This is a genomic window from Variovorax guangxiensis, assembly GCF_003952165.1.
In the GTDB taxonomy this organism is placed as follows: domain Bacteria; phylum Pseudomonadota; class Gammaproteobacteria; order Burkholderiales; family Burkholderiaceae_C; genus Variovorax; species Variovorax guangxiensis.
The window spans coordinates 110863-137663 of sequence record NZ_RXFT01000014.1 but is presented as its reverse complement, the minus strand read 5'-3'; the positions used below and the strand labels follow the sequence as shown (position 1 = coordinate 137663).

Sequence of the window (26801 nt, the reverse complement as noted above, 5' to 3'; positions counted from 1 at the left end):
CGACAATCGGGGGCATGAGGTTCCTTTTGCCATGAGTCATCGCCAGCCCGTGCGGGTGGCCGACCGCCACGCCTTCGACACGCTGATCGACGCCCGCTCGCCGGCCGAGTTCGCGCTCGACCACATCCCGGGCGCCATCAACTGCCCGGTGCTGAACGACGAGGAGCGCCACATCGTCGGCACCGTCTACGTGCAGACCGGCGCCTTCGAGGCGCGGCGCATCGGCGGCGCGATGGTGGCGGCCAACATCGCCAGGCACCTGCGCGAGACGCTGGCCGACCGGCCCGAGAACTGGAAGCCGCTGGTCTACTGCTGGCGCGGCGGCATGCGCAGCGGCTCGATGGTCACCTGGCTGCGCCTCGTCGGCTGGGACGCCCAGCAGCTCGCCGGCGGCTACAAGAGCTTTCGCCGGCACGTCATCTCGCAGATCGATACGCTGACCCCGAAGCTCGACCTGCGCGTGATCTGCGGCGCCACCGGGAGCGCCAAGACCCGGGTGCTGCACGCGCTGGCCGCGCGCGGCGCACAGGTGCTCGACCTGGAAGATTTCGCCCGCCACAAGGGTTCGCTGCTCGGTTCGCTGCCGGGCGTGGCGCAGCCTTCGCAGAAGCACTTCGAGACGCGCATCGCGGCGGTGCTCGAGACCGTCGACCTCTCGCGCCCGCTGTACGTGGAGGGCGAGAGCATCCGCATCGGGCGGCTGTCGCTGCCGCTGCCGCTGGTGGCGCAAATGCGCGCCGCGCCATGTATCGAGGTGGCAGCCCCGCCCGAGGCACGGCTGGCTTATCTGCTGCGCGACTACGCCTATCTGGGTGATGACCGGGACGCGCTGGCCGACAGGCTGGGCGCGCTCAAGGAACTGCAGGGCAAGGAGACCGTTTTGCGCTGGCAGCAGTGGGCGCATGAGGCGGATCTACCGCATCTGTTTGCGGAGCTGATGGCGCTGCATTACGACCCGCACTATCAGAAGTCGCAGGAGCTGCATTTCCGCGCCTGGGCGGGGCGGCAGCGCGTGGTGGCCGGTGATCTTTCGGATCAGGGCATCGAGGCCGTGGCCGATGCGGTGCTGGCGCTCGAAAGAACCGCCCCGCCGAGCCCATCGGCATAGAGCACGCCCCGTGGCGCGCGGCACAGCCCCCAGAACCGCAGGCCGCACAGCTCGGCCATGCGCACGCCCATGGCGGTAGGCGCGGAGATGGTCGCCATCGCCGCGATGCCCACGCGCGCGCACTTGCGCACGAGTTCGTGGCTGCCGCGGCTGGACATCAGCACGAAGCCCGGCTCCTGCAGGCGGTTCGCGCGTGCGAGGCTGCCGATGAGCTTGTCGAGCGCGTTATGGCGGCCGACGTCTTCCATCAGGTCGGTGAGTTCGCCGTCGACGGTGGCCCATGCGGCCGCGTGGATTGCGCCGGCTTCGGCGTTGAACACCTGGCGCGGCGGCATGGCCGCGAAGGCGCGCAGCACGGTGGGCAGGTCGATGCGTTCGATCCAGTCGCGCCGGGGCACGGGCTGCGGAGACAGATCGAGCCCCGCGAAGCTCTCGACGCCGCACACGCCGCAGCCGGTGCGGCCCGCGAGGCTGCGACGGCGGTCCTTCAGGCGCTCGAAGCTGCGCGTGGAAATCTCGAGCTGTACCTCGATGCCGGGCATGCCGGCGGGCAGGCCGGCTTCGGAAGCATCGACGGTGCGCACGTCGATGCCGCGGCAGTCGGCGGCGGTGTCGAGGATGCCCTCGCTCAGCGCGAAGCCGAGTGCGAAGGCATCCATGTCCTGCGGGGTGGCCATCATCACCGCGTGCGAGACGCCGTTGAACACCAGTGCCACCGGCACCTCGGCAGCAAGGGTGTCGTCGCGCAACTCGCCTTCGGGCGCGACGCCTCGCTCGCCGAACACGCGCACGGCGTGCCGCGACAGCGGCGGCAGGGTGTCTTCGGAATCGTCGGTTTCTGGCTTCGACATGGGGGCTCCAGCTGGTCGAGCCATTGTCGGCTCAGTCGCGGTTCTCGTCTTCGGGAGGAAGTGTTCCCACCTGCGCCCGCCCGGCTTCGAGCAGGTGCGCGACCCAGCGGTCGTCTTGCTGCACCACGCGCACCCAGCCCGGGCCGCGCACGCCGCCGATGGCGGCATCGCCCATCATCGTGAGCCGGCGCATCAGCACGCTGGCACCCTGGCCTAGCCGCTTGCCCAGGCGCGGCAGCGAGACGCCCGTGCCGTCGGGCTCCTGCGCGAGCATGCGCAGGATGGCCACCGACAGGCTGTCCTGCAGCAACGCACTCATGCCGCCGCCACCATGCCGTCTGCCTCGTCCTCCGCCAGTTTCTGGATCGGCAGTTCGTGCGGCACCAGCACCACGGGAATGGACTTGGAAGTCGGCGTGCCGGCGTTCTCGGCCACGGCCGACAGCGGCACCAGCGGATTGGTCTCGGGGTAGTAGGCCGCGATGTTGCCGCGCGGGATGTCGTAGGCCACCAGCTTGAAACGGTCGGCGCGGCGCTCCTGGCCGTCGTTCCACACGGTCTGGATATCGACCCAGTCGCCGTCCTTCATGCCCAGCGAGCGGATGTCTTCCTTGTGGATGAAGACCACGCGGCGCTGGCCGAACACGCCGCGGTAGCGGTCGTCCATGCCGTAGATGGTGGTGTTGTACTGGTCGTGCGAGCGCGTAGTCAGCAGCGTGAAGACGATGGTGTCGCCCTTTTTCGCGAATCGTGCCCGGGCACGGTGCGAAGGCGTGTCCAGCGGCACGGCATGCGTGAAGAACACGGCCTTCTTCGACGAGGTGTTCCACACGCGCTCGCTCGCGGTGTTGCGCAGGCGGAAGCCGCCGGGGTGCGCCACGCGGGCGTTGAAGTCCTTGAAGTCGTCGAACACGGCTTCGATCTTGTCGCGGATGCGCGCGTAGTCCTCGATGAGCCACAGCCACGGCGTGTTGCTGCGCGCGCCCAGCGTGGCCGCGGCGAGCCGCGCGACGATGGCCGGCTCCGACAGCAGCTGCTCCGACGCGGGCGGGTTGATGCCCATGGAGATGTGCACCATGCTCATGGAGTCTTCCACCGTCACGCCCTGCTGGCCGCCGGCCTGCATGTCGATCTCGGTGCGGCCCAGGCACGGCAGGATGAGCGCTTCGCGCCCGTGGATCACGTGGCTGCGGTTGAGCTTGGTGGTCACGTGCACCGTGAGCTCGCACTGCCGCAGCGCCTTCCAGGTCTGGTAGGTGTCGGGCGTGGCGGCCGCGAAGTTGCCGCCGAGCGCGAAGAAAACCTTGCCCTTGCCGTCGAGCATCGACTGGATCGCCTCGACGGTATCGACGCCGTTGCGGCGCGGCGGCTCGAAGCCGAACACCTTCTGCAGGCGGTCGAGCAGCGCGGCGGGCGGCTTCTCCCAGATGCCCATCGTGCGGTCGCCCTGCACGTTGCTGTGTCCGCGCACCGGGCAGGCGCCCGCGCCCTCGCGGCCCATGTTGCCGCGCATCATGAGCAGGTTGCCGATCATCTGGATCGTGGCCACCGAATGCTGATGCTGGGTGATGCCCATGCCCCAGCAGGCGATGACGCGCTCGGCGCCCAGGTACACGTCGGCCGCAGCGCGAATCTGTTCCTCGCTCAGGCCCGATTCGCGCACCAGGATGTCCCACTGCTCGGCGCGCAGGTCGGCCGCCAGTGCATCGAAGCCGGTGGTGTGCTCGGCGATGAATGCATGGTCGAGCACCGAAGGCTCGCTGCGAGCCACGGCCTCGTCCTCGCGCTCGATGACGTGCTTCATCATTCCCTTGATGGCGGCGAAGTCGCCGCCCACGCGCAGCTGGAAGTAGTGCGTGCTGATGGGCGTGGAGCCCAGGGTCGCCATCTCGAGCTTGTCCTGTGGGTCGGCGAAGCGTTCCAGGCCGCGCTCGCGCAGCGGGTTGAAGCTCACGATGCGCGCGCCGCGCTTCGACGCCGCGCGCAGTTCGCCGAGCATGCGCGGGTGGTTGGTGCCGGGGTTCTGGCCGAAGATGAAGATCGCGTCGGCCTTCTCGAAGTCGTCGAGCGTGACCGTGCCCTTGCCCACGCCGAGCTGCGGACGCATGCCGCTGCCGCTGGGCTCGTGGCACATGTTCGAGCAGTCAGGGAAATTGTTGGTACCGTATTCGCGCACGAACAGCTGGTACAGGAAGGCCGCCTCGTTGCTGGCCCGGCCCGAGGTGTAGAAGATGGCCCGGTCGGGGTCGGGCAGCGCGTTCAGGTGGCGGGCGATGCGCGCGAAGGCATCGTCCCATTCGATCGGCACGTACTTGTCGCTCGCAGCGTCGTAGGCCATCGGGTGGGTGAGCCGGCCCTGGTCTTCGAGCCAGAAGTCGCTCTGCCCGGCCAGTTCGGCCACGGTGTGCTTCGCGAACAGCTCGGGGCCGGCACGGCGCGCGGTGGCCTCGGCGGCCACGGCCTTCACGCCGTTCTCGCAGAACTCGAAGGTGGAGGCGTGGTTGCGGTCGGGCCAGGCGCAGCCCGGGCAATCGAAACCGTCAGGCTGGTTGGCCGAGAGCAGCGTCTTCGCGCCCTTGATGGGAATGTCCTGCCGCAGCAGCGCGTTCGTCACGCTGCGCAATGCGCCCCAACCGCCCGCGGGGCCCTTGTAAAACTCGATCTTCTGCTCGCTGCTCATGCGAGCGAGTGTTCGCCGCGGGCCAGCGGAGCGTCAAATTGAATCGGGACATGCGGCGATTCAAAAAGGAAATGAAGCCAGCCGCCTCAGACTCCCCGGGTGTCCCTCATCAGCAGCCCCCTCAGCTTGCGCCGCAGCGGCGTGTCTTCCGCGAGGCGAGCACCGGCCGCCTCGTGCAGCGCGACATCGCGGCTCTCGGCGTTGTGCAGGTCGATCTCGCGGACCACCCGGCCTTCGCTGTAGACGAAGGCCACGTCGGCCAGGGCGAGCACGTCCTCGATGTCGTGCGTGATCATCAGCACCGGAATGCCCCACTGCCTGCGCACCTGGGCGAGTTCCTCGCGCAGTTCGGCGCGCAGCATGGGGTTGAGGGCGGCGAAGGGTTCGTCGAGCAGCAGCACCTGCGGCTCGCAGGCCAGGGCGCGGGCCAACGCCACCCGCTGGCGCTGGCCGCCCGAGAGGTTCTGGGGGCGGCTGTCGGCCAGCGTGGCGAGGCCGAAGCTTTCGAGCAGGGCATGGACGCGCTCGGCGTCCTTCGCGGCGGGCCTGCGGCGATGCCATGCAGTCAGGCCGAAGGAGACGTTCTCGCGCACGCTGAGGTGCGGGAACAGCGCGTAGTCCTGGAAGAGATAGCCGATGCGCCGCGCCGGCGCGGGCACGTCGATGCCCTGGGCCGAGTCGTACAGCGTGCGGCCGTCGAGCCGCACGTGGCCCGAACTGGGATGCAGCAGGCCGGCGATGGCCTGCAGGGTGAGCGACTTGCCCGCGCCCGACGGGCCGTAGAGCGCGGCAAAGGGCACGTCCGTCGCGAAACGCACCGCGAGATCGAAGCGCCGGCGGCCGTCGGCCACCGTGAGCTTCAGATCGACATCGATCATGGCTTGCCGAATCCGTAGCGCGCGAGCACTTCCTGCGCGGCGGGCGTCGAGAGGAAGGCGATGAAGTCGCCGGCCAGCGCCTTCTGCCTGCTCTCGGCGACCACGGCGATCGGATAGGTCACGGGCGCGTGGCCGGTGGGCGTGAAGGCGATCTTCACCTTGTCGCCGGCGATGGCCGCGTCGGTGCGGTAGACGAAGCCGGCCTCGGCCTCGCCGCGGCTCACGTAGTCGAGCACCTGGCGCACGCTGTCGGCCTGCACGAACTTGGGTTCGAGCGCGGTCCAGAGGTTGGCGTTGTCGAGCACCTGCCTGGTGTAGCGGCCGACCGGCACGGTCGCGACCTTGCCGACGGCGATCTTCTTGACATTGGCCCCGCTCAGGTCCTGCAGCGACTTCAGGCCCACGCCTTCCTTGGCGGGCTCGATGAGCACCAGGCTGTTGGTGACGAAGTCCTTGCGCGTGGCGGCATCGATGGCCTTCTGCTCGACGCCGCGGTTCATGGTTTCCTGGTCGGCACTGGCGAACACGTCCACCGGCGCGCCCTGGCCGATCTGCTGCAGCAGCACGCCCGAGGCGGCGAAGTTGAAGCGCACCGAGGCGCCGGCCTTGGCGGCTTCGAACTTGGGTCCGATCTCCTTGAACGCATCCGTCAGGCTCGCGGCGGCGGACACTGTGATCTGCTGGGCCGAGGCGGCCAGCGGCAATGCGAGCGCGACGACGAGGGACAAGAGACGGAACGGACGCATTGCAACTCCTTGTGGGTATGGATGGAACACGAGATCAGCGAAGCGAGAAGAAGCGGTTCGACAGCACCAGCACGGTGATGGACAGCAGCGAAGTGACGATGACCAGCAGCAGCGCGAGGTCGTCGTGCCCGGCTTGCACCGCGTCGTAGATGGCCATCGACAGCGTCTGGGTCTGCTTCGGAATGGAGCCGGCCACCATCAGCGAGGCGCCGAACTCGCCCATGGCGCGCGCGAAAGCCAGCAGCGTGCCGGCCAGGATGCCGGGCCAGGCCAGCGGCAGCGTGACACGCAGGAACACCGAGAACGGCGACTGCCGCAGCGTGCTGGCGGCTGCTTCGAGCGAGCGGTCCACGCCCGCGAACGCCGCGCTGGCCGACTTGAGCACCAGCGGCAGCGCCACCACGGCCGAGGCCACCACCGCGCCGTGCCAGCTGAAGATGATGGTGTAGTCCAGGTGCTCGCGCAGCCAGCCGCCCAGCGGGCTGCGGCGCCCCGCGGCCACGAGGATGGCGTAGCCGATCACCGTGGGCGGCAGCACCAGCGGCAGCATGAAGACGGCTTCGAGCACGTTGCTGCCGAAGAATTTCTTGCGCGCGAACACCCAGCCCAGCGCCACGCCGACGATCAGCGCCAGCACGGTCGCCACGGCGGCGACCTTGAGCGACAGCACCAGGGGGAACCAGTCGGTCGAGGCGATGAGCGAGTTCGTCATGTTCATGAAAATACGGCGCGATTGTTACACGTTCAGCCCGATGTTCTTTCAGGAGTGCGCAAATCGGTCATCCTCCATATACTGACGGATATAGCGTAGGAGACACCCGCCATGCGCGCATCCGCCCACGACGCCGTCGTCCGTTCGATCTCGGGCCGGCCGGAGCTTCGCCATCGCGTGACACGGGTACAGGAATGGCGCATCGAACGCACCATGGATGCCGCTGGCTTCGTGCTGTCCATCGTCGGCGCGGACGGCGCAAGCCAATCGTTCTTCGTGGGCGCCACCGACGCGGGCGACATCGGCGAGGTGCTGCGCCGCGAGGCGGCGTGGGCCGTACCGCCGGCCGGAAGAGGCATTCAGGGAGCTATCAAGTAGCAATGAACCGCGCGTCCGGCAGCTCAATGGTCGCTTGCGGACCTACTGCGCCAGGAGCCGCGTGAGCGCACGGATGTCGGCCGCGGCGGCAAGGCGCGCAGCATTTTCGATGGCCCGGTAGTGCTTGACGATCTCCTCGCCCACCGGGGTGAGCGCCGTGCCGCCGCCGCGCGAGCCGCCTGCCGCCGTGTTCACGGCCGGAGAGGCCAGCGACTGGTTCATCTCGTCGATCAGCATCCAGGCCCGCCGGTAAGACATGCCCAGCAGCCGGGCTGCCGCCGAGATCGAGCCGGTCTCGGCCACGGCTTCGAGCACCGCGATCTTGCCGGGACCGATGGCGATGGCGTCGTCCCGGTAGACGCGCAGACGGAACTGGACTTTGGATTTCATGTGGGCGCCAAGCGTAAACCAATGCTGGGCGCCATTGTCGGCCTGCAACGGCCGGCAGCCGGGGTGCCGACTGCCGCTGCCGACCGTCTTCAGTGGAAGAACTTGGCGGCGCTCACCAGCGTCTTGTAGACGCCCCAGGCCAGCGGAATGCCCACCGCCAGCCAGGCCAGCGCGACGACCGCCGGGCTCACCGTGTCGGCGCGGCCCGAGCCGGCTCCCACCTCGGCGGCAGATGCCTTCTCGTGCGCCAGCTTCTTCTCGACGGCCAGCTCTTCATCGCTCATGAAGTGCCTGTCGGCCACCGGGCGCACCAGCAGGTTGGCGATGAAGCCGATCACCAGCATGCCCACGAGGATGTACATGGTCTGGTTGTAGACCTGCTCGCGCGGCAGGCCCAGGCCCAGCTGGTATTCGCGCATGTAGTTCACCACCACCGGGCCGAGGATGCCGGCCGTGGCCCATGCGGTCAGCAGGCGGCCATGGATGGCGCCCACGAACTGCGTGCCGAACAGGTCGGCCAGGTAGGCCGGCACGGTGGCGAAGCCGCCGCCGTACATCGACACGATCACGCAGCACGCGCCCACGAAGAGCAGCTTGCTGCCCGCGCCCGCCGAAGAGGGAATGCTCGCGTACAGGATGCCGCCGAGCACGAAGAACACCGTGTAGGTGAGCTTTCGGCCCAGCTTGTCCGACATGCTCGCCCACACGAAGCGCCCGCCGATGTTGAAGAGCGAGAGCAGCGCGGTGAAGCCGCCCGCCACCACGGCGATGGCCGCGAGCTGCGTCTTGTCGAGCTCGCCGTACTTCGCGGGCAGGTCGATCAGCGCGCCGCCGAACACTTCCTGCAGCATGGGCGAGGCCATGCCGATCACGCCGATGCCCGCGCTCACGTTCATGCACAGCACCAGCCACACGAGCCAGAACTGCGGAATGCCCCAGACCTTGCGCACGTGCACGTGGCGCTGCGTGATCATGGTGTTGCTGACCTGCGCCGGAGGCGGCGTCCAGCCTTCGGGCTTCCAGCCCGAGGGCGGCACGCGGTACCCCAGCGCGCCCGCCATCATGAAGACGAAGTAGCCCAGCGCCATGACCACGAAGGTCTGCATCACGCCCACGTCGGTGGCGGTGGAGAAGCGCTTCATCAGGTCGACCGCCAGCGGCGAGCCGATCATCGCGCCGCCGCCGAAGCCCATGATGGCCATGCCGGTGGCCATGCCGCGGCGGTCGGGAAACCACTTGATCAGCGTGCTCACCGGCGAGATGTAGCCCAGCCCGAGGCCGATGCCGCCGATCACGCCCGAGCCGAGGATCATCAGCCAGAACTGGTGCAGGTGGATGCCCAGTGCCGACAGCAGCATGCCGCCGCACCAGCACAGCGCCGACACCACGCCGGCCTTGCGCGGGCCCGCGCGTTCGAGCCAGCCGCCCCACAGGGCCGCCGAGCAGCCGAGGAAGACGAAGAACAGGGTGTACATCCAGCCGAGGGTGGCCACGCGCCAGTCGCAGTTGGTGGCGAAGAGCTCGGCGAAGAAGCTCATGTCCTTGGCGCAGGACTGCGCGCCGGTGCCGGCGGTGCCCAGCGCCTTCGACAGCGGCAGCCAGAACACCGAGAAGCCGTAGGCCATGCCGATGCACAGGTGGATGGCCAATGCGGCCGGTGGAACGAGCCAGCGGTTGAAGCCGGGGCCCGCGATGATGCGTTCCTTTTCCAGGAAGCCGGGCTGCGGTTGCGCCCCTGCTCCAACGATGCGCTCTCCTTCGAGAACGCCTGCAGATGAACCTGCCATATTTCTCCTTGTTCGCCGGATGTGTAAGTTTTTGCTAATCCGGGGCGCGGAGTGTCTGCGAACGGTTTAAGCGCCGTCAAATTCGATCAGGGCATGGCCTGATTCAATAACTAAATGAGAGCGGCAAAGAGAGGCCGCCGATCAATCGCCCAGCGACCCGTCATGCTCCTGCAGATGCGCCTGCCATTCGGGCGCCTGCATGAATGCCAGCGCGGCCTCGAGGGCGCGGGAAGCGCGCACGCCGTCCTGCGTCATGAAGCCGATGGGCGTGCGCACGTCCGGCCCCACCAGCGGCAGTGCTTCCAGCTCTCGGTGGGTGCGCACGGCATCCACCATGCCGCCGGGCAGCACGCTGCAGACCTTGCCCGCGCTCACCGCGAGCGCGAGCGCCAGCACCGAATTGGTCTCGATGGCCGGATTCACCGGCGCGCCCGCTTCGCGCAGCGCCTGGTCGACGATGGCGCGGTTGTGCATGTCGGAGGTCAGCAGGCACAGCGGCAGCTTGCCCGCCTCGGCCCAGGCGATGGGCTCGCCGATGCGCAGTTCGTCAGACGATGGCTTATTCGCACGGCGCAGCAGGAAGTAGTGCTCCACGCTCTGCGGCCAGGCGCTGAGCTTGATGCCCGGCAGGTGCATGCGCTCGGTGTAGCCCAGCGCGAGGTCGATGGAGAGGCTCTCCAGTCCAGTCTCCAGGTCCTGCGAACTCATCGAGAGCACCGCCGGCACGATGCCCGGGTGCCGCTCCTGCAGCATGGCCGCGAAGCGCGAGAGCATCGGAATCGCCGTAGGCACGGCCGCCATGCGCAGGCGCCCGTGCGGGTTGTCCACGTCGCTGCGCAGTTCCTGCAGCAGTACCTCGTTGTCGCGCAGCATGCGCTGCGCCGTGGCCAGCACGCGCTCGCCCTCGTGCGTGAGGCCCACGTACACGCGGGCCCGCTTGACGATGACGACGCCGAACTCGGTCTCCAGCGCGCGCAGCGCATTCGACAGGGCCGGCTGCGTGATGTGGCAGGCCTGGGCCGCGCGGCCGAAGTGCTTGTGCTCGTTCAGCGCCACCAGGTAGCGCATCGAGGCGAGCAGGTTCATCGGGAAAGGCCGTTCTTCAGGTGTTCTTGCTGATCGAGATCGTCGGGAACTTCGCGGAAAAGTCCTTCGCCTTCTCTGCGATGCCCACGGCCACGCGGCGGGCGACCGCCTTGTAGATGCCGGCGGCCTCGCTGTCGGGCTGCGACACCACCGTGGGCGCCCCGCTGTCGGCCTGCAGCCGGATATTGATGTCCAGCGGCAGCGCGCCCAGGTACTCCATCTGGTACTCGGCCGCCATCTTCTTTCCGCCGTCGGCGCCGAAGATGTGCTCGGCATGGCCGCAGTTCGAGCACACGTGCACCGCCATGTTCTCGACGATGCCCAGGATCGGCACGCCGACCTTCTCGAACATCTTGATGCCCTTCTTGGCGTCGAGCAGCGCGATGTCCTGCGGCGTGGTGACGATCACCGCGCCCGTCATCGGCACGCGCTGGCTCAGCGTGAGCTGGATGTCGCCGGTGCCCGGGGGCATGTCGACGACGAGGTAGTCAAGGTCTTTCCAGTTGGTCTGGCGCAGCAGTTGCTCCAGCGCCTGGGTGGCCATGGGGCCGCGCCAGATCATGGCCTGGTCCTGGTCGACCAGGAAGCCGATGGACATGACCTGCACGCCGTGGCGCTCCATGGGCTCCATGGTCTTGCCGTCGGCGCTGTCGGGGCGGCCTTCGATGCCCATCATCATGGGCTGGCTGGGGCCGTAGATGTCGGCGTCGAGCAGGCCGACCGTGGCGCCTTCGGAGGCCAGCGCCAGCGCCAGGTTGGCCGCCGTGGTGCTCTTGCCCACGCCGCCCTTGCCGGAGGCCACCGCGATGATGTTCCTGACGTTCGGCATCAGTTGCACGCCGCGCTGCACCGCGTGGCTGATGACCCTGGTGACGATGTTCACCGACACGTTCTCCACGCCCGGCAGCGCCTTGGCGGCCGCCACCAGTTCCCTGCGGATGGCCGCGTGCTGGCTCCTGGCCGGGTAGCCGAGTTCGAGGTCGAACGAGACGTCGCCCTCCGAGACCTGGAGGTTCTTGAGCGAGCGGGTCGCCGCGAAAGGCTTGCCGGTGTTAGGGTCCTGGACGGCCTTGAGCGCCTCCATGAGCCCTTCTGGGGTGAGTGCCATTGATCAAACTCCTGAATGGCCGGTAGTCTAAGGCGCTCGCCAAGCCGGCACCCCGAGCCCTTCCAATAGCCCGACAACGAACAAAATGCCCGACACAAGCCCCGTCACCGGCCTTCTGCTCACCGGGGGCGGCGCGCGGGCCGCCTACCAGGTCGGCGTGCTCGAAGCCATCGCCGAGATCCGCCGGGCGGCCGGCACGGCGATCACCGGCGCGGCCAACCCCTTCCAGGTCATCACCGGCACCTCGGCCGGCGCCATCAACGCGGCGGCGCTGGCCTGCGGCTGCGACGACTTCGACTATGTGGTGGGCCACATCGCCGACGTCTGGGGCAAGTTCCGCGCCGAGCAGGTGTACCGCGCCGATTCGCTCTCGGTGATCGGCAGCGGCACGCGCTGGCGCATGCTGCTGGGCTTCGGGCGCTTCGCGGCCAACTGGATGCGCATCAAGCCGAAGTCGCTGCTCGACAACACGCCGCTGTCGCAGCTGCTGCGGCGCATGGTGCCGCTCGACCGCCTGCCGCAGCTGATGAAGGACGGCCACCTGCAGGCGCTGGCCGTGACCGCGTCGAGCTACAGCTCGGGCGAGCACGTCACCTTCTTCGAGGCGGCCGTGCCGATGGAGCCGTGGGTACGCTCGCAGCGCCTGTCGGTGCGCGACAGCATCACGCACGAGCACCTGCTGGCCTCGTCGGCCATTCCCTTCGTGTTCCCGGCCACGGCATTGCCGATGCAGGGCCACACCGAGTACTTCGGCGACGGCTCGATGCGGCAGTCGGCACCCATCGCAGCGGCCATCCACCTTGGGGCGCAGCGCATCGTGGTGATAGGCGCGGGCCGCATGCACGAGCCGCGCGACGCCACCGCGCCCAACACCCACAGCGGCTATCCGACCATGGCGCAGATCGCGGGCCACGCGCTGTCCAGCATCTTCCTCGACGCGCTGGCTGTGGACATCGAGCGCCTGCGCCGCATCAACCACACACTGGGACTGATCCCGGAAGAGGCGCGCGCGGCGAGCTCGCTGCGCCCGCTCGACCTGCTGGTGATCTCGCCCTCGGAGCGCCTGGACGTGATCGCGGCGCGCCACGTCGATGCCCTGCCCGGCGCGGTGCGGCACCTGCTGGGCGGCTCGAAGGTCGCGGCCGACGTGAAGGGCGGCGCACTGGCCAGCTACCTGCTCTTCGAGTCGGCCTACACGCGCGAGCTGATGGCGCTGGGGCGCGCCGACACGATGAAGCAGCGCGACGAGGTGCTGCGCTTTTTCGGCTGGAACGCGGCGTAGATCGTCCTCACGCGCGCTCGCCGGCCAGCCACCGGGTCTGCGCCGCGACGACTTCTTCGCCGGAACGCCCGGTGATCGCGCGGTACACACCCGGTGCCGTCGCGCCTTCGGTGCTGATCAGCAGCACGCGGGCGTCGGCGCCCAACTGCGCGGCGTCGCGGGCGGCGGGGTCGGCCGCCAGCGCCTGCAATGCGGCGAGGCCGGCAGCCCCCGATTCGCCGCTGAGCACGGGCACATCGCCAGCATCGCCGCTCGCGAGCGTGCGCATCGCCTGCTCGGCCTGCGCGTCGGTCACCGTCATGAAGACGTCGACGGCGGGCTGAAGAAAGCGCCATGCGAGCGGCGATGTCTCTCCGCACGCCAACCCGGCCATCACCGAATCGACCGACCCCGTCGCGCGGCTCGGATGGCCATTGCGCGCGCTCTGCAGCAGGCAGTCGGCCTGCTCGGGCTCGACGACGATGAAGTTGGGACGGGCCGCCCCGTAGCGCTCCCAGAAATGGCTGACGACGCCTGCGGCCAGCCCGCCCACGCCGCCCTGCACGATGACGTGGGTGAAGGGGCACGGCGTATCGGCGGCGCTGCTCTCGAGCAGCTCATCGGCCAGGATGCCGTAGCCCTGCATCACGTCGCGCGGCACTTCCTCGTAGCCTTCGTAGGAGGTGTCGGAAACCACCTCCCAGCCGTTGGCGCGGGCCAGCCGGGCGGCTTCCTCGACCGACTCGTCGTAGTTGCCCGCGATGCGCACGATCTCCGCGCCCAGCGCCGCAATCGGCGCCTCGCGCTCCTCGCTGACCTGCGCGTGCAGCACGATCACGCAGCGGCAGCCGATGCTCTGCGCGGCCGCCGCCAGCGCGCGGCCGTGGTTGCCGTCGGTGGCGCTGACGACCACGAAGTCGCGCAGCGCATCCGCATGCCTGCCGGCGAGAAGATCGGCGGGCGCCCACCCGCGGTCGGGCCAGCGGCGCAGCACCAGCCTCAGCAGCGCCACCGGCGCGCCGAGCACCTTGAAGCTGCCGAGCGCCGAGCGCGCCGACTCGTCCTTCACCGTCAACGCGCCGATGCCGAGCTGCCGCGCGAGCCCCGGCAGCGACCATGCCGGAGTAGGCGCGGGCTGCAGCCGCTTCCATGTCGACAGCCACTGCCGGCTCTCCTTGCCGCGCGCGATGCTCATCACCTCGCGCAGCGATTCGTCGTATGCGCGGCGCCGAGCCCGGGGATTCCTGAAAAGCATGTCGTTCGCTCAATCAATCAATCAGTTGGTGGTGTGGCCCTGCGCGGGCAGGCGCATGCGGACGATCTCCGCGAAATAGCGGGCGCCCGTGGAGAGCACCTCATCGTTGAAGTCGTAGCTGCCGTTGTGCAGCGGCGTGCCGCCGGGCTCGCCCTCGACGCCGTTGCCCAGAAACACGAAGGCGCCGGGCACGGCCTGCAGGAAGGCGCCGAAGTCCTCCGAGATCATCATCGGCGCCACGTCGGCGTTCACGTTCTCCGCGCCCACCACGGCCGTGGCGGCGGCCACCGCCGTGGGCACGCACCCGGCCCAGTTCACCGTGGGCGCGAACTCGTGCGTGTAGCTGAACTCGCAGCCGGCACCGTGCATGCGGCAGATGCCCTCGCTGATCTCGCGCATGCGCGCGGCCAGCATGCGCTGCACCTCGGGGTCGTAGCTGCGCGTGTCGCCCTTGATGACGACGTTCGACGGAATCGCGTTGCGGATGCCGTCGGTGATGAACTCGGTGCACGAGACCACCGCCTGCGCGCTGGGGTCGAGCGTGCGCGAGACGATGGTCTGAAGCGCCAGCACGATCTGCGCGCCGATCACGATGGGGTCGATGCCCATGTGCGGCCGCGCGGCGTGCGTGCCCAGGCCCTTCACGTGGATCACGAAGTTGTCCTCGCTGGCCATGAGGCCGCCCGCGCGCGTGGCGAAGGTGCCGGCGCGCATGCCGGGCATGTTGTGCAGGCCGTAGATCTCGTCGACCGGGAAGCGCTGGAACAGGCCGTCGTCCATCATGGCCTTCGCGCCGCGGCCGTGCTCCTCGGCTGGCTGGAAGATGAAGCGCACGGTGCCGTCGAAGTCGCGCCGCTCGCTCAGCAGCTGCGCCGCGCCGAGGATGATCGACATGTGGCCGTCATGGCCGCAGGCGTGCATCTTGCCGGGCGTGGTGGAGGCGTAGGCGCGGTCGGCGGGCAGCTCGGTGATGTTGAGCGCGTCCATCTCGGCGCGCAGGCCGATCGTGCCCTTGCCGCTGCCCACCTTCAGGTTGGCCACGAGGCCAGTGCCGCCGATGCCGGTGTGCACCTCCAGGCCCAGCGCCTTCAGCACGCGGATGACGAAGGCGGATGTCTTCGCCTCCTCGAAGCCGGTCTCGGGAATCGCGTGCAGCGCGCGGCGCCAGCCGGTGAGCGTGTCGCGCAGGGGTGCGTCGTGGAGGTTCATGGCGGGATGCTATTGACAATGGCGCGAGACAGGTACGCAAAATCGAGGCTTCCGACGCAACGTTTTTGCGCGCACCCAGCATCCGACCAGGCACCCATGACCCCGCTAGACGCCCTCGATCTTCGCCTGCTGGAGCTGATCCAGGCCGACAGCCGCATGCCCCAGAGCGAACTGGGCGAGCGCGTGCACCTGTCGACGGCGGCGGTGAACCGAAGGCTCAAGCGCATGCGCGACGAGGGGGTCATCCAGCGCTACGGCGCGGTGTTGTCGCCCGCCGCGCTGGGCCATCCGCTGACCATCGTGGCCGAGGTCGAAGCCGAAAGCGAGCAGATCGAGCGGCTGGACGCGATGAAGAAGAGCTTCAAAGACTGCCCGCAGGTGCAGCAGTGCTACTACGTCACCGGAGAGTGGGACTTCATCCTGGTCTTCGTGGTGCGTGACATGGCGCAGTACACGGCGCTCACGCGGCAGCTTTTCTTCCAGAGCAACAACGTCAAGCGCTTCCGAACGCTGGTCACGATGGACCCGGTGAAGCTCAGCCTGGACGTGCCGGTGTCCGGGAGCTGAATTCCACGCGGCGCGCGTCGGCGGACGGCATCAGCATCGAGCGCAGCAGCAGGGTCACCGCGCAGACCATGGGCAGCAGCGCCAGCAGTCGTCCCGGCTCGAAGGCCAGTCCGGCGGCCACGCCGACGGCGCAGCCGGTTTTGATCCACGGCGCCACCGCATCCCACCCACGTCGATGCGTCGCGGCAAAGCCGACGAGCGCGATCCAGCCATAGAAGCCGCCGAAGACGGAAAAGACCCAGCTCAGCAGGTAGTAGACCGTGTCCATGTCGCGGAACACGATCGCCGTGCCCAGGCTCCGCCAGGTGTGGCGATAGCCGTCGAAGAGGAAGAAACCGGTGGCCGAGGCGGCCCACCAGAAGAAGGCATACAGGCTCGCGATGCCGGCCAGTGCCGCGAGCCACGCGAGCGCGCGGCGCGTGATGTCGTCGAAGGGCATGTGGTCGCGCCACGCGACGGTGTGTCCGTTGTCCATGCAGGGCTCCAGGGGTGTTCGCAATGGAGGCCGAAGTTAGACACCGGGTGTGCGGGCTGCGTGAAGCCCGTGTGAAATGGCGCGATCAGAAGGCGCTCATGAGGCGCTCAGGGGCCCGTCACCCCGCCTCCGAAATCCCCAGCTCCGAGCACACCCGCCCCAGCAGCGCCTTCAGCGACGCCACCTCGGCTTCCAGCCGCGCCACGTTGGCCTTGAGCGCCGCGACTTCGCCCAGCGACACGTCGTGCGACGCCTGCCCCGAATCGGACGACACACCGGCGGGTCGCATGCTTTCCTCGGGCGGCGGACCACTCAGCAGATGCGCCCAGCGGCTCTCGCGCGCGCCGGGCAGGCGCGGCAGCTTCACCACCAGCGCGCCGGCCGGGCGCTCGGCGAGTTCGTCGAGGAAGCCCTCCACCGACGAGATGTCCGCGAAGTTGTGCATGCGGTCGCAGGCGATGCGCAGCTCGCCCGCCGTCTGCGGGCCGCGCAGCATCAGCACGGTCAGCAGGATCACCGACTGCGACGGGATGCGCAGCACGCGGTCGACGTTGTGCTCGTAGCGGAAGGCCCGCCCGCCGCTGGTCTCGGCCACGAGGCTGTAGCCCCGGAGGCTGTCGACGGCGGCCTGCACCTGCGACTCGGTGAGTTCGAGCACCGGGTTGCGGCTGGTCTTCTGGTTGCAGCCCGACACCAGCGAGTTGAGCGTGAGCGGGTAGCTGTCGGGCACGGTGCGCTGCTTTTCGGCGAGCACGCCGAGCACGCGGGTTTCGACCAGGGAGAGGACTGGAAGGGTTGTCGATGACATGGGGGCTCGGAAAAGAAAACGCGGCCGCAGCGGGGCTCAAGCGCCGTTGATGCGGCTGACCAGCGCCTTCGTGAACGCCTCGGTGCCGGCCGTGCCGCCCAGGTCGCCGGTGCGCACCTTGTCGATGTTCAGCGTCTCGTCGATGGCGGTGCGCAGGCGCGTGGCCAGTTCGGGCAGCTTCACGTGGTCGAGCATCAGCGCTGCGGCGAGCAGCAAGGCCGTGGGGTTGGCGATGCCCTTGCCCGCGATGTCGGGGGCGGAGCCGTGCACGGCCTCGAAGATCGCCGCATCGGTGCCGATGTTGGCGCCGGGCGCCATGCCCAGGCCGCCGACCAGCCCGGCCACGAGGTCGGAGAGGATGTCGCCGAACAGGTTGGTCGTGACCAGCATGTCGAACTGCCAGGGGTTGAGCACCAGCTTCATCGCGCAGGCGTCGATGATGACCGTGTCGAGTTCGAACTTGCCCTTGTACTTCTTCTCGTAGAGGTCCAGGCCGGTCTCCAGGAAGATGCCCGTGAGCGCCTTCATGATGTTGGCCTTGTGCACCAGCGTGACCTTCTTGCGGCCGGTGGCCACGGCCGTGTCGAAGGCGTATTCGAGCAGGCGGCGGCTGCCCTGGCGGGTGTTGATGCCGGTGGCCATGGCCACGGCGTGCGGGTCGCCGTCGATGGGCACGTAGTGCTCGTGGCCGATGTACAGGCCTTCGAGGTTCTCGCGCACGACCACGAGGTCGATCTTGTCGAAGCGGCCGCCGGGAATGATGGTGCGCGCGGGGCGCAGGTTGGCGTACAGCTGGAATTCCTCGCGCAGCCGCACGTTCGACGAGCGGTAGCCGCCGCCCGAGGGGGTCTCCAGCGGGCCCTTCAGGGCGAGGCGGGTCTTGCGGATGCTGTCGAGCGTGGCCTGCGGCAGCGGGTCGCCCGAAGCCTTGACGCCGCCCAGGCCGGCGATCTGCGTGTCCCAGGCGAAGGGCGCCTTCAGCGCGTCGAGCGCGGCCAGCGTGGCGTCGACGATCTCGGGGCCGATGCCGTCGCCGGGGATGAGGGTTGCGGGAATGGAGGTGGTGGTCATCGGCTTCGTCTCGCTTTCTGTCTGCGCTTTCTGGGTCGGGGGCTGGAGCATACGTCGCCCGCGCGACAGCGGCTCGTCGAGTGCCCCCACGTTGAGGCCACCTTTGAGGCCCTTCGCCGTTGCTGCCTCGCCGGCAGGCGCCCACGGCCACGAAGAGTCCGGCCCGACGCTCGGCGCTCCTTCGCTGGAAGGCAACTGCCAAGGCGCCAGGGGCGAGCTCGCCGAACCTGCCAAGAGAGCGGCGATACAGGCGGTGAAGTCGATGGCGTGCGGCGTGGGGTCGATGGCGCCATCGGACGCCCCCGGCAGCCATGCAACCTAAAATGCCAGGTTCCCCGTCAGCCACTCCCGAAAGCGCCCTCCCCGATGTCCGCCCCGCGCAAGCTCTTCGTCACCACCGCCCTGCCATACGCCAACGGCAAGTTCCACATCGGCCACATGATGGAGTACATCCAGGCCGACATCTGGGTGCGGAACCAGCGAATGAACGGCGCCGACGTCAACTTCGTGTGCGCCGACGACGCCCACGGCGCGGCCATCACCATCGCGGCCGACAAGGCCGGCGTGACGCCGCAGGCCTTCGTGGCCGAGATCGCCGCGGGCCGCAAGCCCTACCTCGACGGCTACTACATCTCCTTCGACAACTGGCACTCGACCGACGCGCCCGAGAACCATCAGCTCGCGCAGGACATCTACCGCGACCTGCGCGCCGCCGGCCTCATCAGCACCAGGAGCGTCGAGCAGTTCTACGACCCCGAAAAGGGCATGTTCCTGGCCGACCGCTTCATCAAGGGCGAGTGCCCCAACTGCCATTCGAAGGACCAGTACGGCGACAACTGCGAGGTGTGCGGCGCGGTGTACGCGCCCACCGAGCTGATCAACCCCTACTCGGCCCTCTCGGGCGCCAAGCCGGAGCTGCGCAGCTCCGAGCATTTCTTCTTCAAGCTGTCGGACCCGCGCTGCGAGGCCTACCTGAAGGAATGGACCGCCGCCGCCGGCCACGTGCAGCCCGAGGTGCAGAACAAGATCCGCGAGTGGCTCTACAAGGACGACGAGGGCAAGGGCGGCCTCGGCGACTGGGACATCAGCCGCGACGCGCCCTACTTCGGCATCGAGATTCCCGACGCTCCCGGCAAGTACTTCTACGTGTGGCTCGACGCCCCCGTGGGCTACCTGGCCTCGCTGAAGAACCTGCTGGACAAGCGCTGCATCGAGCTGGGCGGCGACGGCATCTCGTACACCGAGTACATGGCCGACCCCGACCTGGAGCAGGTGCACTTCATCGGCAAGGACATCATCACCTTCCATACGCTCTTCTGGCCCGCGATGCTGCACTTCAGCGGCCGCAAGGCGCCCGACGCGGTGTACGTGCACGGCCACCTGACGGTGAGCGGCGAGAAGATGAGCAAGAGCCGCGGCACCGGCATCGACCCGATGAAGTACCTGGCCATCGGCCTGGACCCCGAATGGCTGCGCTACTACATCGCCGCCAAGCTCAACGGCCGCAACGAGGACATCGACTTCAACCCCGAGGACTTCGTCGCGCGCGTCAACAGCGACCTCGTGGGCAAGTACATCAACATCGCCAGCCGCGCGGCGGGTTTCATCGGCAAGCGCTTCGGCGGCAAGCTGGGCGAGGTCTCGGCCGACGGCGACGCGCTGCTGTTCACGCTGCGCGACGCGGCGGCGCAGCTGCATTCGCTCTACGACGGCCGCGACTACGCCCGGGCGCTGCGCGAGGTGATGGCGCTGGCCGACAAGGTCAACGAGTACGTCGACCAGAACAAGCCCTGGGAGCTGGCCAAGAAGGAAGGCGCCGAGGCGCGCCTGCACGACGTGTGCACCGTGTGCATCGAGGCCTTCCGCCTGCTCACGCTGTACCTGAAGCCGGTGCTGCCGGCGCTGGCGCTGAACGTCGAGGCCTTCCTGAAGATCTCGCCGCTGACCTGGGCCGACGCCGCGCAGCCGCTGCCCGCGGGCCACGCCATCGGCGAATACAAGCACCTGATGCAGCGCGCCGACGCCAAGCTGGTCGACAAGCTGTTCGACGCGCCCGAACCTGCTGCCGCTGCCCCCGCCGCAGCGCAGGCCACCGAGCTGCCGGGCGGCGAAGCCATCGCGCCCACCATCACCATCGACGACTTCGCGAAGATCGACCTGCGCATCGCAAGGATCGTGGCCTGCGAGAAGGTCGAGGGCTCGACCAAGCTGCTGCGCCTGACGCTGGACGCCGGCGAGGGCAAGACCCGCAACGTGTTCAGCGGCATCGCCTCGGCCTACCAGCCCGAGCAGCTGGTGGGCAAGCTCACCGTGCTGGTCGCCAACCTCGCGCCGCGCAAGATGAAGTTCGGCGTGAGCGAGGGCATGGTGCTGGCCGCCAGCCATGGCGACGAGAAGGCCCACCCCGGCATCCACGTGCTCGAACCCTGGCCGGGCGCGACGCCGGGCATGCGGGTTCGCTGACCGGCTTCATTCAGGAAAAGGAACCGCCATGACAGCACTGCTGCGCCGAGCCCTTCTGCTTGCATCGCTTTCGTCCCTGCTGGGCGGCTGCGCGGTGGTGACGGTGGCCAGCACGGCGGTGAGCGTGGGCGCCTGCGCTGTCGGGCTGGCTGCCGACGCGGCCATCGGCACGGCGCGCATCACGGGCAAGGCCGTGGGCGCGGCAGCCGATGCGGTGATTCCCGACAGCCAGTGAACAGGCCCGGCAGGCTCAGTCCGCCAGGCCCAGCCGCGCCACGTGCGGCGGCGTGTGCAACGCCTTTTCCTTGCGCACGAATGCCGACCTGAGACCCGCATGCGGCTCTCGCGCGTCGAAGAAGTTGCGGCGCATGTGGGTCAACTCCTCGTCGCGGTAGCGCTGCAGCGGCTTGATCGACTCGTCCTGCTCGCGCATCGCTTTCTTCCGCGCGATGCGATCGGCCAGCTCCTGCGAAGCGGCCAGTTCCGCAGCCAGCCGGGCCACTTCGGCGCCCAGCTCCTCGGGCGCGGCCTGCAGCACGCGCTGCGCCATGCCGAGTTCGACCGCGCGCTTCGCGCTCACCGGCAGGGCCGACTGCGTGAGCCGCAACGCCTCGCTCTCGCCCACGCGGCGCGGGAGGACGTAGGTCCAGTATTCCGAGCCGTGCAGGCCCATCAGCCTGTAGTGCGGGTTGAGCACGGCGCCGTCGCGGCACCAGACCTCGTCGGCCGCCAGCGCGAGCATCACGCCACCGGCCGCCGCGTTGCCGCCGAGCGCCGACACGGTGAGCCGGTCGGTGGTGGTGAGCACCGCCTCGACGAGGTCGTTCATCGCGTGGATGTTGGCCCAAGACTCCTCGGCCGGGTCCTCTGCCGCCTCGATCACGTTGAGGTGGATACCGTTGGAAAAGAAGTCGCGCACGCCGCCCAGCACCAGCACGGAGGTCGGCCGGGTGCAGGCGAAGCAGTAGGCCTCCAGCAGACGCCGGCATTGCGCGGTGCTCATCGCGCCGCCCGGAAAGCTGAAGTTCAGAACGCCCACCGCGCCCTGCTCGCTGTAGCGAATGTCTGAGAAGGTACGACGGCCCGCCGGCAACTGCAGCGGCGCCGGCACCTCGGGCACTTCGGAGGGCAGCAGGTCGCCCAGCGCCTCGACGGCCGGCAGCTTGTAGCTGGGCAGGCGCGAGCCGGGCTCGCGCCAGGGACGCAGCTGCTGGATCCACACCGCGCCGTCGACGGTGGCGCGGCAGATGGCGCCGGCGCGGGTGGCGATCAGCTCGCCGGGGCGGCTGCCGCGCAGCTCGTCCTCGGGATGGCCGCCGTGCAGGTACCAGCGCGCACCCAGCAGTTCGTCGAGCACGCCGGGCTGCGAATCGGCCGCGCGCAGCTTGCGCAGCACCGCTTCGGTCGGGTCGGAGGTCCAGTCGATGCGCCGCTCTTCCTGCTTCATGAAGGGCCGCCAGCCGGCGGCGAGCGCGGCGGCCTCCTGCTTCTGCGGCTTGTGCCTGCCCGATGCGAAGCGCTCGACGGCGAGCAGCACGGCGTCGAGCGCCGCGTCGGCCACCTCGCCGCGGTACAGGTCACTCTTGCCGGCCAGCGGCGGCAGCTTCAGCGGCGACCAGGCCCAGACGTCGCCCGCGTCCATCTCGGCCACGGCCTCGAGCACGGTAACGCCCCAGCTTTCGGCGGCGCCCTGCAGTGTCCAGTCGAGCGACGAGGGGCCCCGGTCGCCGGGCGGGCCGGGGTGCACGATCAGGCAGGTGTGGGCGGTCCAGATGTCTTGCGGGATCGCCGTGGTCAGCATCGGCGCCACGACGAGCTGCGGCGCATGCACCCGCACCGCCTCGCGCAGTGCGTCGTCATTGCCGAGGGCCAGCGCCACGCCGACGGTGTGGCCCTGGTCCTGGAGTTCGGCGAGAACCCGTTGCGTCAGGCTGTTGAACGCGCTCGCGACAAGCAGGATGTGCATCGGACGGCCCCGGTAATGTCGGTGACTAAATGTCAATGAATGTCAAAAATGTATCTGCAACCTTTCTTCCGGATAAGTTGACTGAAAGTTCGCACGGCGGCCTCGCCGCAGTTTTCATTCGACGTAGGAAAGCGGCAGCGCGGTGGTGAACTTGATTTCCTCCATCGCGAAGCTGGAGCTCACGTCCGACAGGTCGGTGTCGGCGGTCAGGCGCTTATAGACCTTGTCGTAGGCGGCGATGTCGGGCACGACCACGCGCAGCAGGTAGTCAATGTCGCCGCTCATCCGGTAGAACTCGACCACCTCGGGAATCACGTCGACCACCGCTTTGAAGTGGTCGAACCACGCCTGCGAATGCGTGCGGGTGCGCACGGCGACGAAGACGGTGACGCCCACGTTCACCTTTTGCGGGTCGACCAGCGTCACGCTGCGGGTGATGACGCCGGCCTCCTTCAGGCGCTGGATGCGGCGCCAGCACGGTGTCTGCGAAAGGCCGACCCGCGCGGCCAACTCGGCGACCTGCCATTCGGCGTTCTGCTGCAGCAGTTCGAGGATCTTTCGATCCATGGAATCAATTTTTATCTTCTTCATGTTTTTGAGAATCTGATTCTCAAATGCTGAAGAATTGGAGCCTGGAACGCAAGCCTTTTCCCGGTTCGGCTTTGCAGAATCCTGTCCATGGAAATCTATCTGGACGCCAACGCCACCACCCCCGTTCTGCCCCAGGCACGCGCCGCAGCGCTCGCCGCCATGGCCGGCGACTTCGGCAACCCGAGCAGCATCCACACCACCGGCCTGAAGGCCCGGGCGCTGATGGACGCCGTGCGCGCCCGCGCCCGCCGGGTGATCGGCGCGCCCTCGGGGCGGCTGCTGTTCCTCAGCGGCGCGACCGAAGGCATCCAGACCGCCGTGCTCTCGGCCCTGAGCGTGCTGCGTGCCCGGCGCCAGACCGGCGACACCGCCGCCGATCTGCTGCTCTATGGCGCGACCGAGCACAAGGCCGTGCCCGAGGCGCTCAGGCACTGGAACGCGCTGCTGGGCCTGAACCTGGAGGTGCTCGCCATTCCCGTGGGCCGCGACGGCCGCCACGATCTCGGCTGGCTGCGCGCCCATGCGCCACGCGCCGGCATGGTCTGCACGATGGCGGCCAACAACGAGACCGGCGTGGTGAGCGATCTCGACGGCATTGCCGCCGCGCTCGCAAGCAGCCCGGCACTGTGGATGGTCGACAGCGTGCAGGCCCTGGGCAAGCTGCCGCTGTGGCTGGGCGAGCGGCCCATCGACTACGCGCCCTTCTCCGGCCACAAGCTCTATGCGCCCAAGGGCATCGGCATGCTGTACGTGCGCCAGGGCGCGCCCTTCACGCCGCTGATGGCCGGCGGCGGCCAGGAAGACTCGCTTCGCTCCGGCACCGAGAACATGTCGGGCATCGCGGCGCTGGGCGCCGTGCTGGAGGCGCTGGAGGAAGGCGGGACCTTCCAGGACCACGGCACGCTCGCCGCCTGCCGCGATCGCCTCGCCGCCGCGCTGCGCGACGCCTTCCCCGGCCTGGTGTTCAACGCGCCGCCCGAGCTGTCCCTGCCGACCACGCTGAACTTCTCGGTGCCCGGCCTGAGCTCCAAGCTGCTGCTGGACCTGTTCGACGCCGCCGACATGCGCGTCAGCGGCGGCTCCGCCTGCGGCGCATCGAAGGCCCGGCCGAGCTACGTGCTGGAGGCGATGGGGCTGCCCGCGTGGCGCACCGCCTCGGCGGTGCGGCTGTCCTTCGGCCCGGCCGCCGACGATGCCTTCATCGACGAGGCATGCGCCCGCATCCGCGCATGCGGCGAATCGTTGCGCGACAGCTGCCTGAGCACCACGCCGCAGAGCCACGCGCTGCCGCCCGAGCGGCTGACCCGCTTCGTGGTCGATGGCGCCTGCTGCTACCTGCTGGCCGATGCCGCCAGCCGCCGCTGCGTGGTCATCGACCCGCTGCCCGAGCTGACCGGCCAGCTCACGCAATGGCTGGGCTGCCACGGGTACACGCTGGCCGCCGTGCTCGACACGCACAGCCATGGCGACCACGCCTCCTCCGGCCCCGAGCTGCTCGCCGCCGTGCCCGAATCGCAACGCGAGGCCGGCCCCGTGGACGCGCTCGGATGGCCGCAGGGCGCGCAGCAGATCGAGCTCGGCGCGCAGCGGCTCACCAGGCTGGCGCTGCCCGGCCACACCGCAGACTCGACCGCCTACCTGCTGCACGATGCCGGCGGCCTGCGCCTGGCCTTCGTCGGCGACACCCTGATGCCCGGCGCGCTGGGGCGCAGCGACTTCGCTCAGAGCGAGCCGCTGGCCTACGGCCCCTCGCTGCTCAAGCTGCAGCAGGCGCTGCAGCCGGGCACGCTGATGCTTCCGGGCCACGACTACGACGACCGCTTCGCCGCCACGCTGGACACCGAATGCGCGGCCCAGCCGCTGCTGAGGCAGGTGCTCTCCGGCGCCCTGGACGCGGCCGGCTTCGCGAGCGCCAAGGAGGCGCTGGAACGCGGCCTCGCGCTCACCGAATACCAGACCATGGCCTGCGGCGCCCGTGTCGACACCTGGACCGCCGGCCCGGCCTTCGACCTGAGCCCCGAGGCCCTGTCCGCCCTGCAGCAGGCGCACCCCGGCCTCGTGCTGGTCGACGTGCGCGAGCCCTACGAGCAGCGTGTCGGCCACGCGCCCGTGCTGGACGCGGCGACCCGGCTGCAGGCCGTGCCGCTGTCGAGGCTGCCCAATGCCCTGGCCGATTGGCTGGCGCTGCCCGAAGAGACGCCGGTGGTGTTCTTCTGTCGCAGCGGCAACCGCAGCGCGCAGGCCGCCAAGGCTCTGCGCCGGCTGGGCCATGCGCAGGCCTGGAGCCTGGCCGGAGGGCTCGCGCTGTGGCCGCGAGAATCATCCGCCGAAGCGCTGCATGTGCAGGCCGTCTGACCTCTTGAAAGCCCCAGTGAATCTACGCCGCGAACTTCTCCTCACCGCTTGCGCACTCGGCATGCTGCCGTCCGCCTTCGCCCAGCGCCGCTCCGACTCCGTCGAAGGGCGCTTCGGCAAGCTCGACGGCATGCGCTTCGACCAGTTGCCCTTCCAGGACGCGATCAAGGTCGTGCACGGCGACGGCAAGCGGCAGATCGCGGTGTTCTCCGACCCGAACTGCGGCCATTGCAAGCGCGTCGACAAGGACCTGAAGGCGCTCGGCAACGTCACGGTGCACGTGTTTCTCTATCCGGTGCTGGGCGAGGATTCGTCGGCCAAGGCGCGCAATCTGTGGTGCGGCGGCAGGGACAGGGCCGCAGCGTGGGAAGCCTGGATCGAGAAAGGCGCCGAGCCCGCATCATCCGCCGGCGGCTGCGACACGTCGGCGCTGCAGCGCAATGCCGCGCTCGGGCGCAGGCTGGGCATCCGGGGCACGCCCGCGCTGGTCTTCGGCGACGGCACCTTCGTGCCTGGTGCGATTCCCGTGCGCTGGATCGAGCAATTGCTCGCGACCGGCCGGAGCTAGGGGGCTTCGGTGCCGCGATCGGGCGAAGAGCCGCTGCGCACCACGCGCTGGTCGTCGTCGAGCGTGGCGGTGAAGACCATGGGCGAATTCGGCGGCTGCACCCAGCGCCACTCCCATTCGGTCTCGCGCCTGAGCGCATAGGGCGTGACCTTCGCGGGCTTGCCCAGCATCTTGCGCAGGTCTTCCATCATCATGCCGGGCTGCACCTTGGCGAAGTTCTCGGGCGTGAGCACCTGCCGCAGGGCGCTCATCTTCCCGTCGGTGCCGATGGTGATCATGTAGTTCTTCTGGCCCGCGGGCTGGCGGTTGTACTCGAACACGCGGGCGCCGCCCGCGCCGTCCCAGATGTTCTCGGGCTGGCCGAAGCGGGCCCGCACGTCGGCCTCGGTGGAGACGCCTTCCTCCAGCTCGCCGATGTTCTTCGAGTCGCATGCGGCGAGCCCGATCGCAGCCGCCAGACACCCGATTGCCATGCCGATCCGCCACGCT

26 protein-coding genes are annotated in these 26801 nt (G+C 69.0%); 8 read left to right on the top strand and 18 right to left on the bottom strand.

Features of this window, described 5'->3' with window-relative positions:
• Positions 1-31: 31 nt before the first annotated feature.
• Positions 32-1108 carry a tRNA 2-selenouridine(34) synthase MnmH gene (mnmH, locus tag EJP67_RS26730; protein WP_126024760.1) on the top strand — a complete coding sequence of 359 codons (1077 nt, stop codon included), beginning with the start codon at positions 32-34 and terminating at the stop codon, positions 1106-1108.
• Here the strand turns inward: mnmH and fdhD are convergent.
• The 6 genes from fdhD to modB form a co-directional block, all read right to left on the bottom strand.
• Positions 1036-1959 (bottom strand): formate dehydrogenase accessory sulfurtransferase FdhD, encoded by a 924-nt coding sequence (gene fdhD, locus EJP67_RS26725; protein ID WP_126024759.1) that lies wholly within the window; start codon positions 1957-1959, stop codon positions 1036-1038. The genes mnmH and fdhD overlap by 73 nt on opposite strands.
• A 31-nt stretch (positions 1960-1990) precedes the next feature.
• Positions 1991-2278, bottom strand: coding sequence for a hypothetical protein (locus tag EJP67_RS26720; protein WP_126024758.1), 288 nt, complete (start codon positions 2276-2278; stop codon positions 1991-1993).
• Entirely contained in the window at positions 2275-4638 is a 2364-nt protein-coding gene (locus EJP67_RS26715; protein WP_126024757.1) for an FdhF/YdeP family oxidoreductase, read from the bottom strand. Before EJP67_RS26715 ends, EJP67_RS26720 begins: the two co-directional genes overlap by 4 nt.
• A gap of 86 nt (positions 4639-4724) precedes the next feature.
• Complete coding sequence (locus EJP67_RS26710; RefSeq protein ID WP_126024756.1) at positions 4725-5516, bottom strand: ABC transporter ATP-binding protein; 792 nt, start codon at positions 5514-5516, stop codon at positions 4725-4727.
• On the bottom strand, positions 5513-6262 hold the full coding sequence (gene modA, locus EJP67_RS26705) for a molybdate ABC transporter substrate-binding protein (RefSeq protein WP_126024755.1): 750 nt from the start codon (positions 6260-6262) through the stop codon (positions 5513-5515). The genes EJP67_RS26710 and modA overlap by 4 nt, the downstream gene beginning before the upstream one ends.
• Positions 6263-6296: 34 nt before the next feature.
• Positions 6297-6980: a molybdate ABC transporter permease subunit gene (gene modB, locus EJP67_RS26700; protein ID WP_126024754.1), complete on the bottom strand. Its 684-nt coding sequence runs from the start codon at positions 6978-6980 to the stop codon at positions 6297-6299.
• A gap of 105 nt (positions 6981-7085) precedes the next feature.
• On the opposite strand from modB, the gene EJP67_RS26695 reads away from it, so the two are divergent.
• Positions 7086-7352 (top strand): hypothetical protein, encoded by a 267-nt coding sequence (locus tag EJP67_RS26695; protein ID WP_126024753.1) that lies wholly within the window; start codon positions 7086-7088, stop codon positions 7350-7352.
• 42 nt (positions 7353-7394) lie between these two features.
• Here EJP67_RS26695 and EJP67_RS26690 read toward each other — a convergent pair whose 3' ends face one another.
• The 4 genes from EJP67_RS26690 to apbC all read right to left on the bottom strand — a co-directional run bounded on the left by EJP67_RS26690 (position 7395) and on the right by apbC (position 11723).
• Entirely contained in the window at positions 7395-7742 is a 348-nt protein-coding gene (locus tag EJP67_RS26690; protein WP_126024752.1) for a winged helix-turn-helix domain-containing protein, read from the bottom strand.
• Positions 7743-7831: 89 nt separating this feature from the next.
• A complete protein-coding gene (locus tag EJP67_RS26685; RefSeq protein ID WP_126024751.1) occupies positions 7832-9529 on the bottom strand; it encodes an OFA family MFS transporter in 1698 nt (565 codons plus the stop codon).
• A 141-nt stretch (positions 9530-9670) separates the two neighbouring features.
• Entirely contained in the window at positions 9671-10615 is a 945-nt protein-coding gene (locus EJP67_RS26680; protein WP_126024750.1) for a LysR family transcriptional regulator, read from the bottom strand.
• Positions 10616-10631: 16 nt separating this feature from the next.
• Positions 10632-11723, bottom strand: a complete 1092-nt coding sequence (gene apbC / locus EJP67_RS26675; RefSeq protein ID WP_126024749.1) for an iron-sulfur cluster carrier protein ApbC — start codon at positions 11721-11723, stop codon at positions 10632-10634.
• An 85-nt stretch (positions 11724-11808) separates the two neighbouring features.
• On the opposite strand from apbC, the gene EJP67_RS26670 reads away from it, so the two are divergent.
• Positions 11809-13005 carry a patatin-like phospholipase family protein gene (locus EJP67_RS26670; RefSeq protein ID WP_126024748.1) on the top strand — a complete coding sequence of 399 codons (1197 nt, stop codon included), beginning with the start codon at positions 11809-11811 and terminating at the stop codon, positions 13003-13005.
• A 7-nt stretch (positions 13006-13012) separates the two neighbouring features.
• Here EJP67_RS26670 and EJP67_RS26665 read toward each other — a convergent pair whose 3' ends face one another.
• Together EJP67_RS26665 and EJP67_RS26660 are read right to left on the bottom strand one after the other, a co-directional pair.
• Entirely contained in the window at positions 13013-14239 is a 1227-nt protein-coding gene (locus EJP67_RS26665; protein ID WP_126024747.1) for a diaminopropionate ammonia-lyase, read from the bottom strand.
• A gap of 21 nt (positions 14240-14260) precedes the next feature.
• The gene (locus tag EJP67_RS26660) at positions 14261-15448 is read right to left on the bottom strand and encodes a M20 aminoacylase family protein (RefSeq protein WP_126024746.1); all 1188 of its coding nucleotides are present in this window, start codon (positions 15446-15448) and stop codon (positions 14261-14263) included.
• A gap of 96 nt (positions 15449-15544) precedes the next feature.
• Between EJP67_RS26660 and EJP67_RS26655 the strand changes: the two genes are divergently transcribed.
• Positions 15545-16015, top strand: coding sequence for an Lrp/AsnC family transcriptional regulator (locus tag EJP67_RS26655; RefSeq protein WP_126024745.1), 471 nt, complete (start codon positions 15545-15547; stop codon positions 16013-16015).
• Here EJP67_RS26655 and EJP67_RS26650 read toward each other — a convergent pair.
• The 3 genes from EJP67_RS26650 to EJP67_RS26640 form a co-directional block, all read right to left on the bottom strand.
• Positions 15984-16490, bottom strand: coding sequence for a hypothetical protein (locus EJP67_RS26650; RefSeq protein ID WP_126024744.1), 507 nt, complete (start codon positions 16488-16490; stop codon positions 15984-15986). The genes EJP67_RS26655 and EJP67_RS26650 overlap by 32 nt on opposite strands.
• Before the next feature lie 118 nt (positions 16491-16608).
• Positions 16609-17298, bottom strand: a complete 690-nt coding sequence (locus EJP67_RS26645) for a YceH family protein (protein WP_126024743.1) — start codon at positions 17296-17298, stop codon at positions 16609-16611.
• A gap of 36 nt (positions 17299-17334) precedes the next feature.
• Positions 17335-18369 (bottom strand): isocitrate/isopropylmalate dehydrogenase family protein, encoded by a 1035-nt coding sequence (locus EJP67_RS26640; protein ID WP_126024742.1) that lies wholly within the window; start codon positions 18367-18369, stop codon positions 17335-17337.
• Between the two features lie 366 nt (positions 18370-18735).
• Here EJP67_RS26640 and metG point away from each other — a divergent pair, with 366 nt between their 5' ends.
• Entirely contained in the window at positions 18736-20832 is a 2097-nt protein-coding gene (gene metG / locus EJP67_RS26635; protein ID WP_126024741.1) for a methionine--tRNA ligase, read from the top strand.
• Positions 20833-20860: 28 nt separating this feature from the next.
• A complete protein-coding gene (locus EJP67_RS26630) occupies positions 20861-21067 on the top strand; it encodes a hypothetical protein (RefSeq protein ID WP_126024740.1) in 207 nt (68 codons plus the stop codon).
• Positions 21068-21082: 15 nt separating this feature from the next.
• On the opposite strand, the gene EJP67_RS26625 is transcribed toward EJP67_RS26630, so the two are convergent.
• Complete coding sequence (locus EJP67_RS26625; RefSeq protein ID WP_126024739.1) at positions 21083-22798, bottom strand: enoyl-CoA hydratase-related protein; 1716 nt, start codon at positions 22796-22798, stop codon at positions 21083-21085.
• 114 nt (positions 22799-22912) lie between these two features.
• On the bottom strand, positions 22913-23374 hold the full coding sequence (locus EJP67_RS26620) for an Lrp/AsnC family transcriptional regulator (protein WP_126024803.1): 462 nt from the start codon (positions 23372-23374) through the stop codon (positions 22913-22915).
• 102 nt (positions 23375-23476) lie between these two features.
• Here EJP67_RS26620 and EJP67_RS26615 point away from each other — a divergent pair, with 102 nt between their 5' ends.
• Both EJP67_RS26615 and EJP67_RS26610 read left to right on the top strand, forming a co-directional pair.
• The gene (locus EJP67_RS26615; RefSeq protein ID WP_126024738.1) at positions 23477-25744 is read left to right on the top strand and encodes an aminotransferase class V-fold PLP-dependent enzyme; all 2268 of its coding nucleotides are present in this window, start codon (positions 23477-23479) and stop codon (positions 25742-25744) included.
• 61 nt (positions 25745-25805) lie between these two features.
• Complete coding sequence (locus EJP67_RS26610) at positions 25806-26312, top strand: DsbC family protein (protein WP_165909709.1); 507 nt, start codon at positions 25806-25808, stop codon at positions 26310-26312.
• Here the strand turns inward: EJP67_RS26610 and EJP67_RS26605 are convergent.
• The gene (locus EJP67_RS26605; protein ID WP_126024736.1) at positions 26309-26785 is read right to left on the bottom strand and encodes an outer membrane protein assembly factor BamE; all 477 of its coding nucleotides are present in this window, start codon (positions 26783-26785) and stop codon (positions 26309-26311) included. The genes EJP67_RS26610 and EJP67_RS26605 overlap by 4 nt on opposite strands.
• Positions 26786-26801 lie beyond the last annotated feature (16 nt).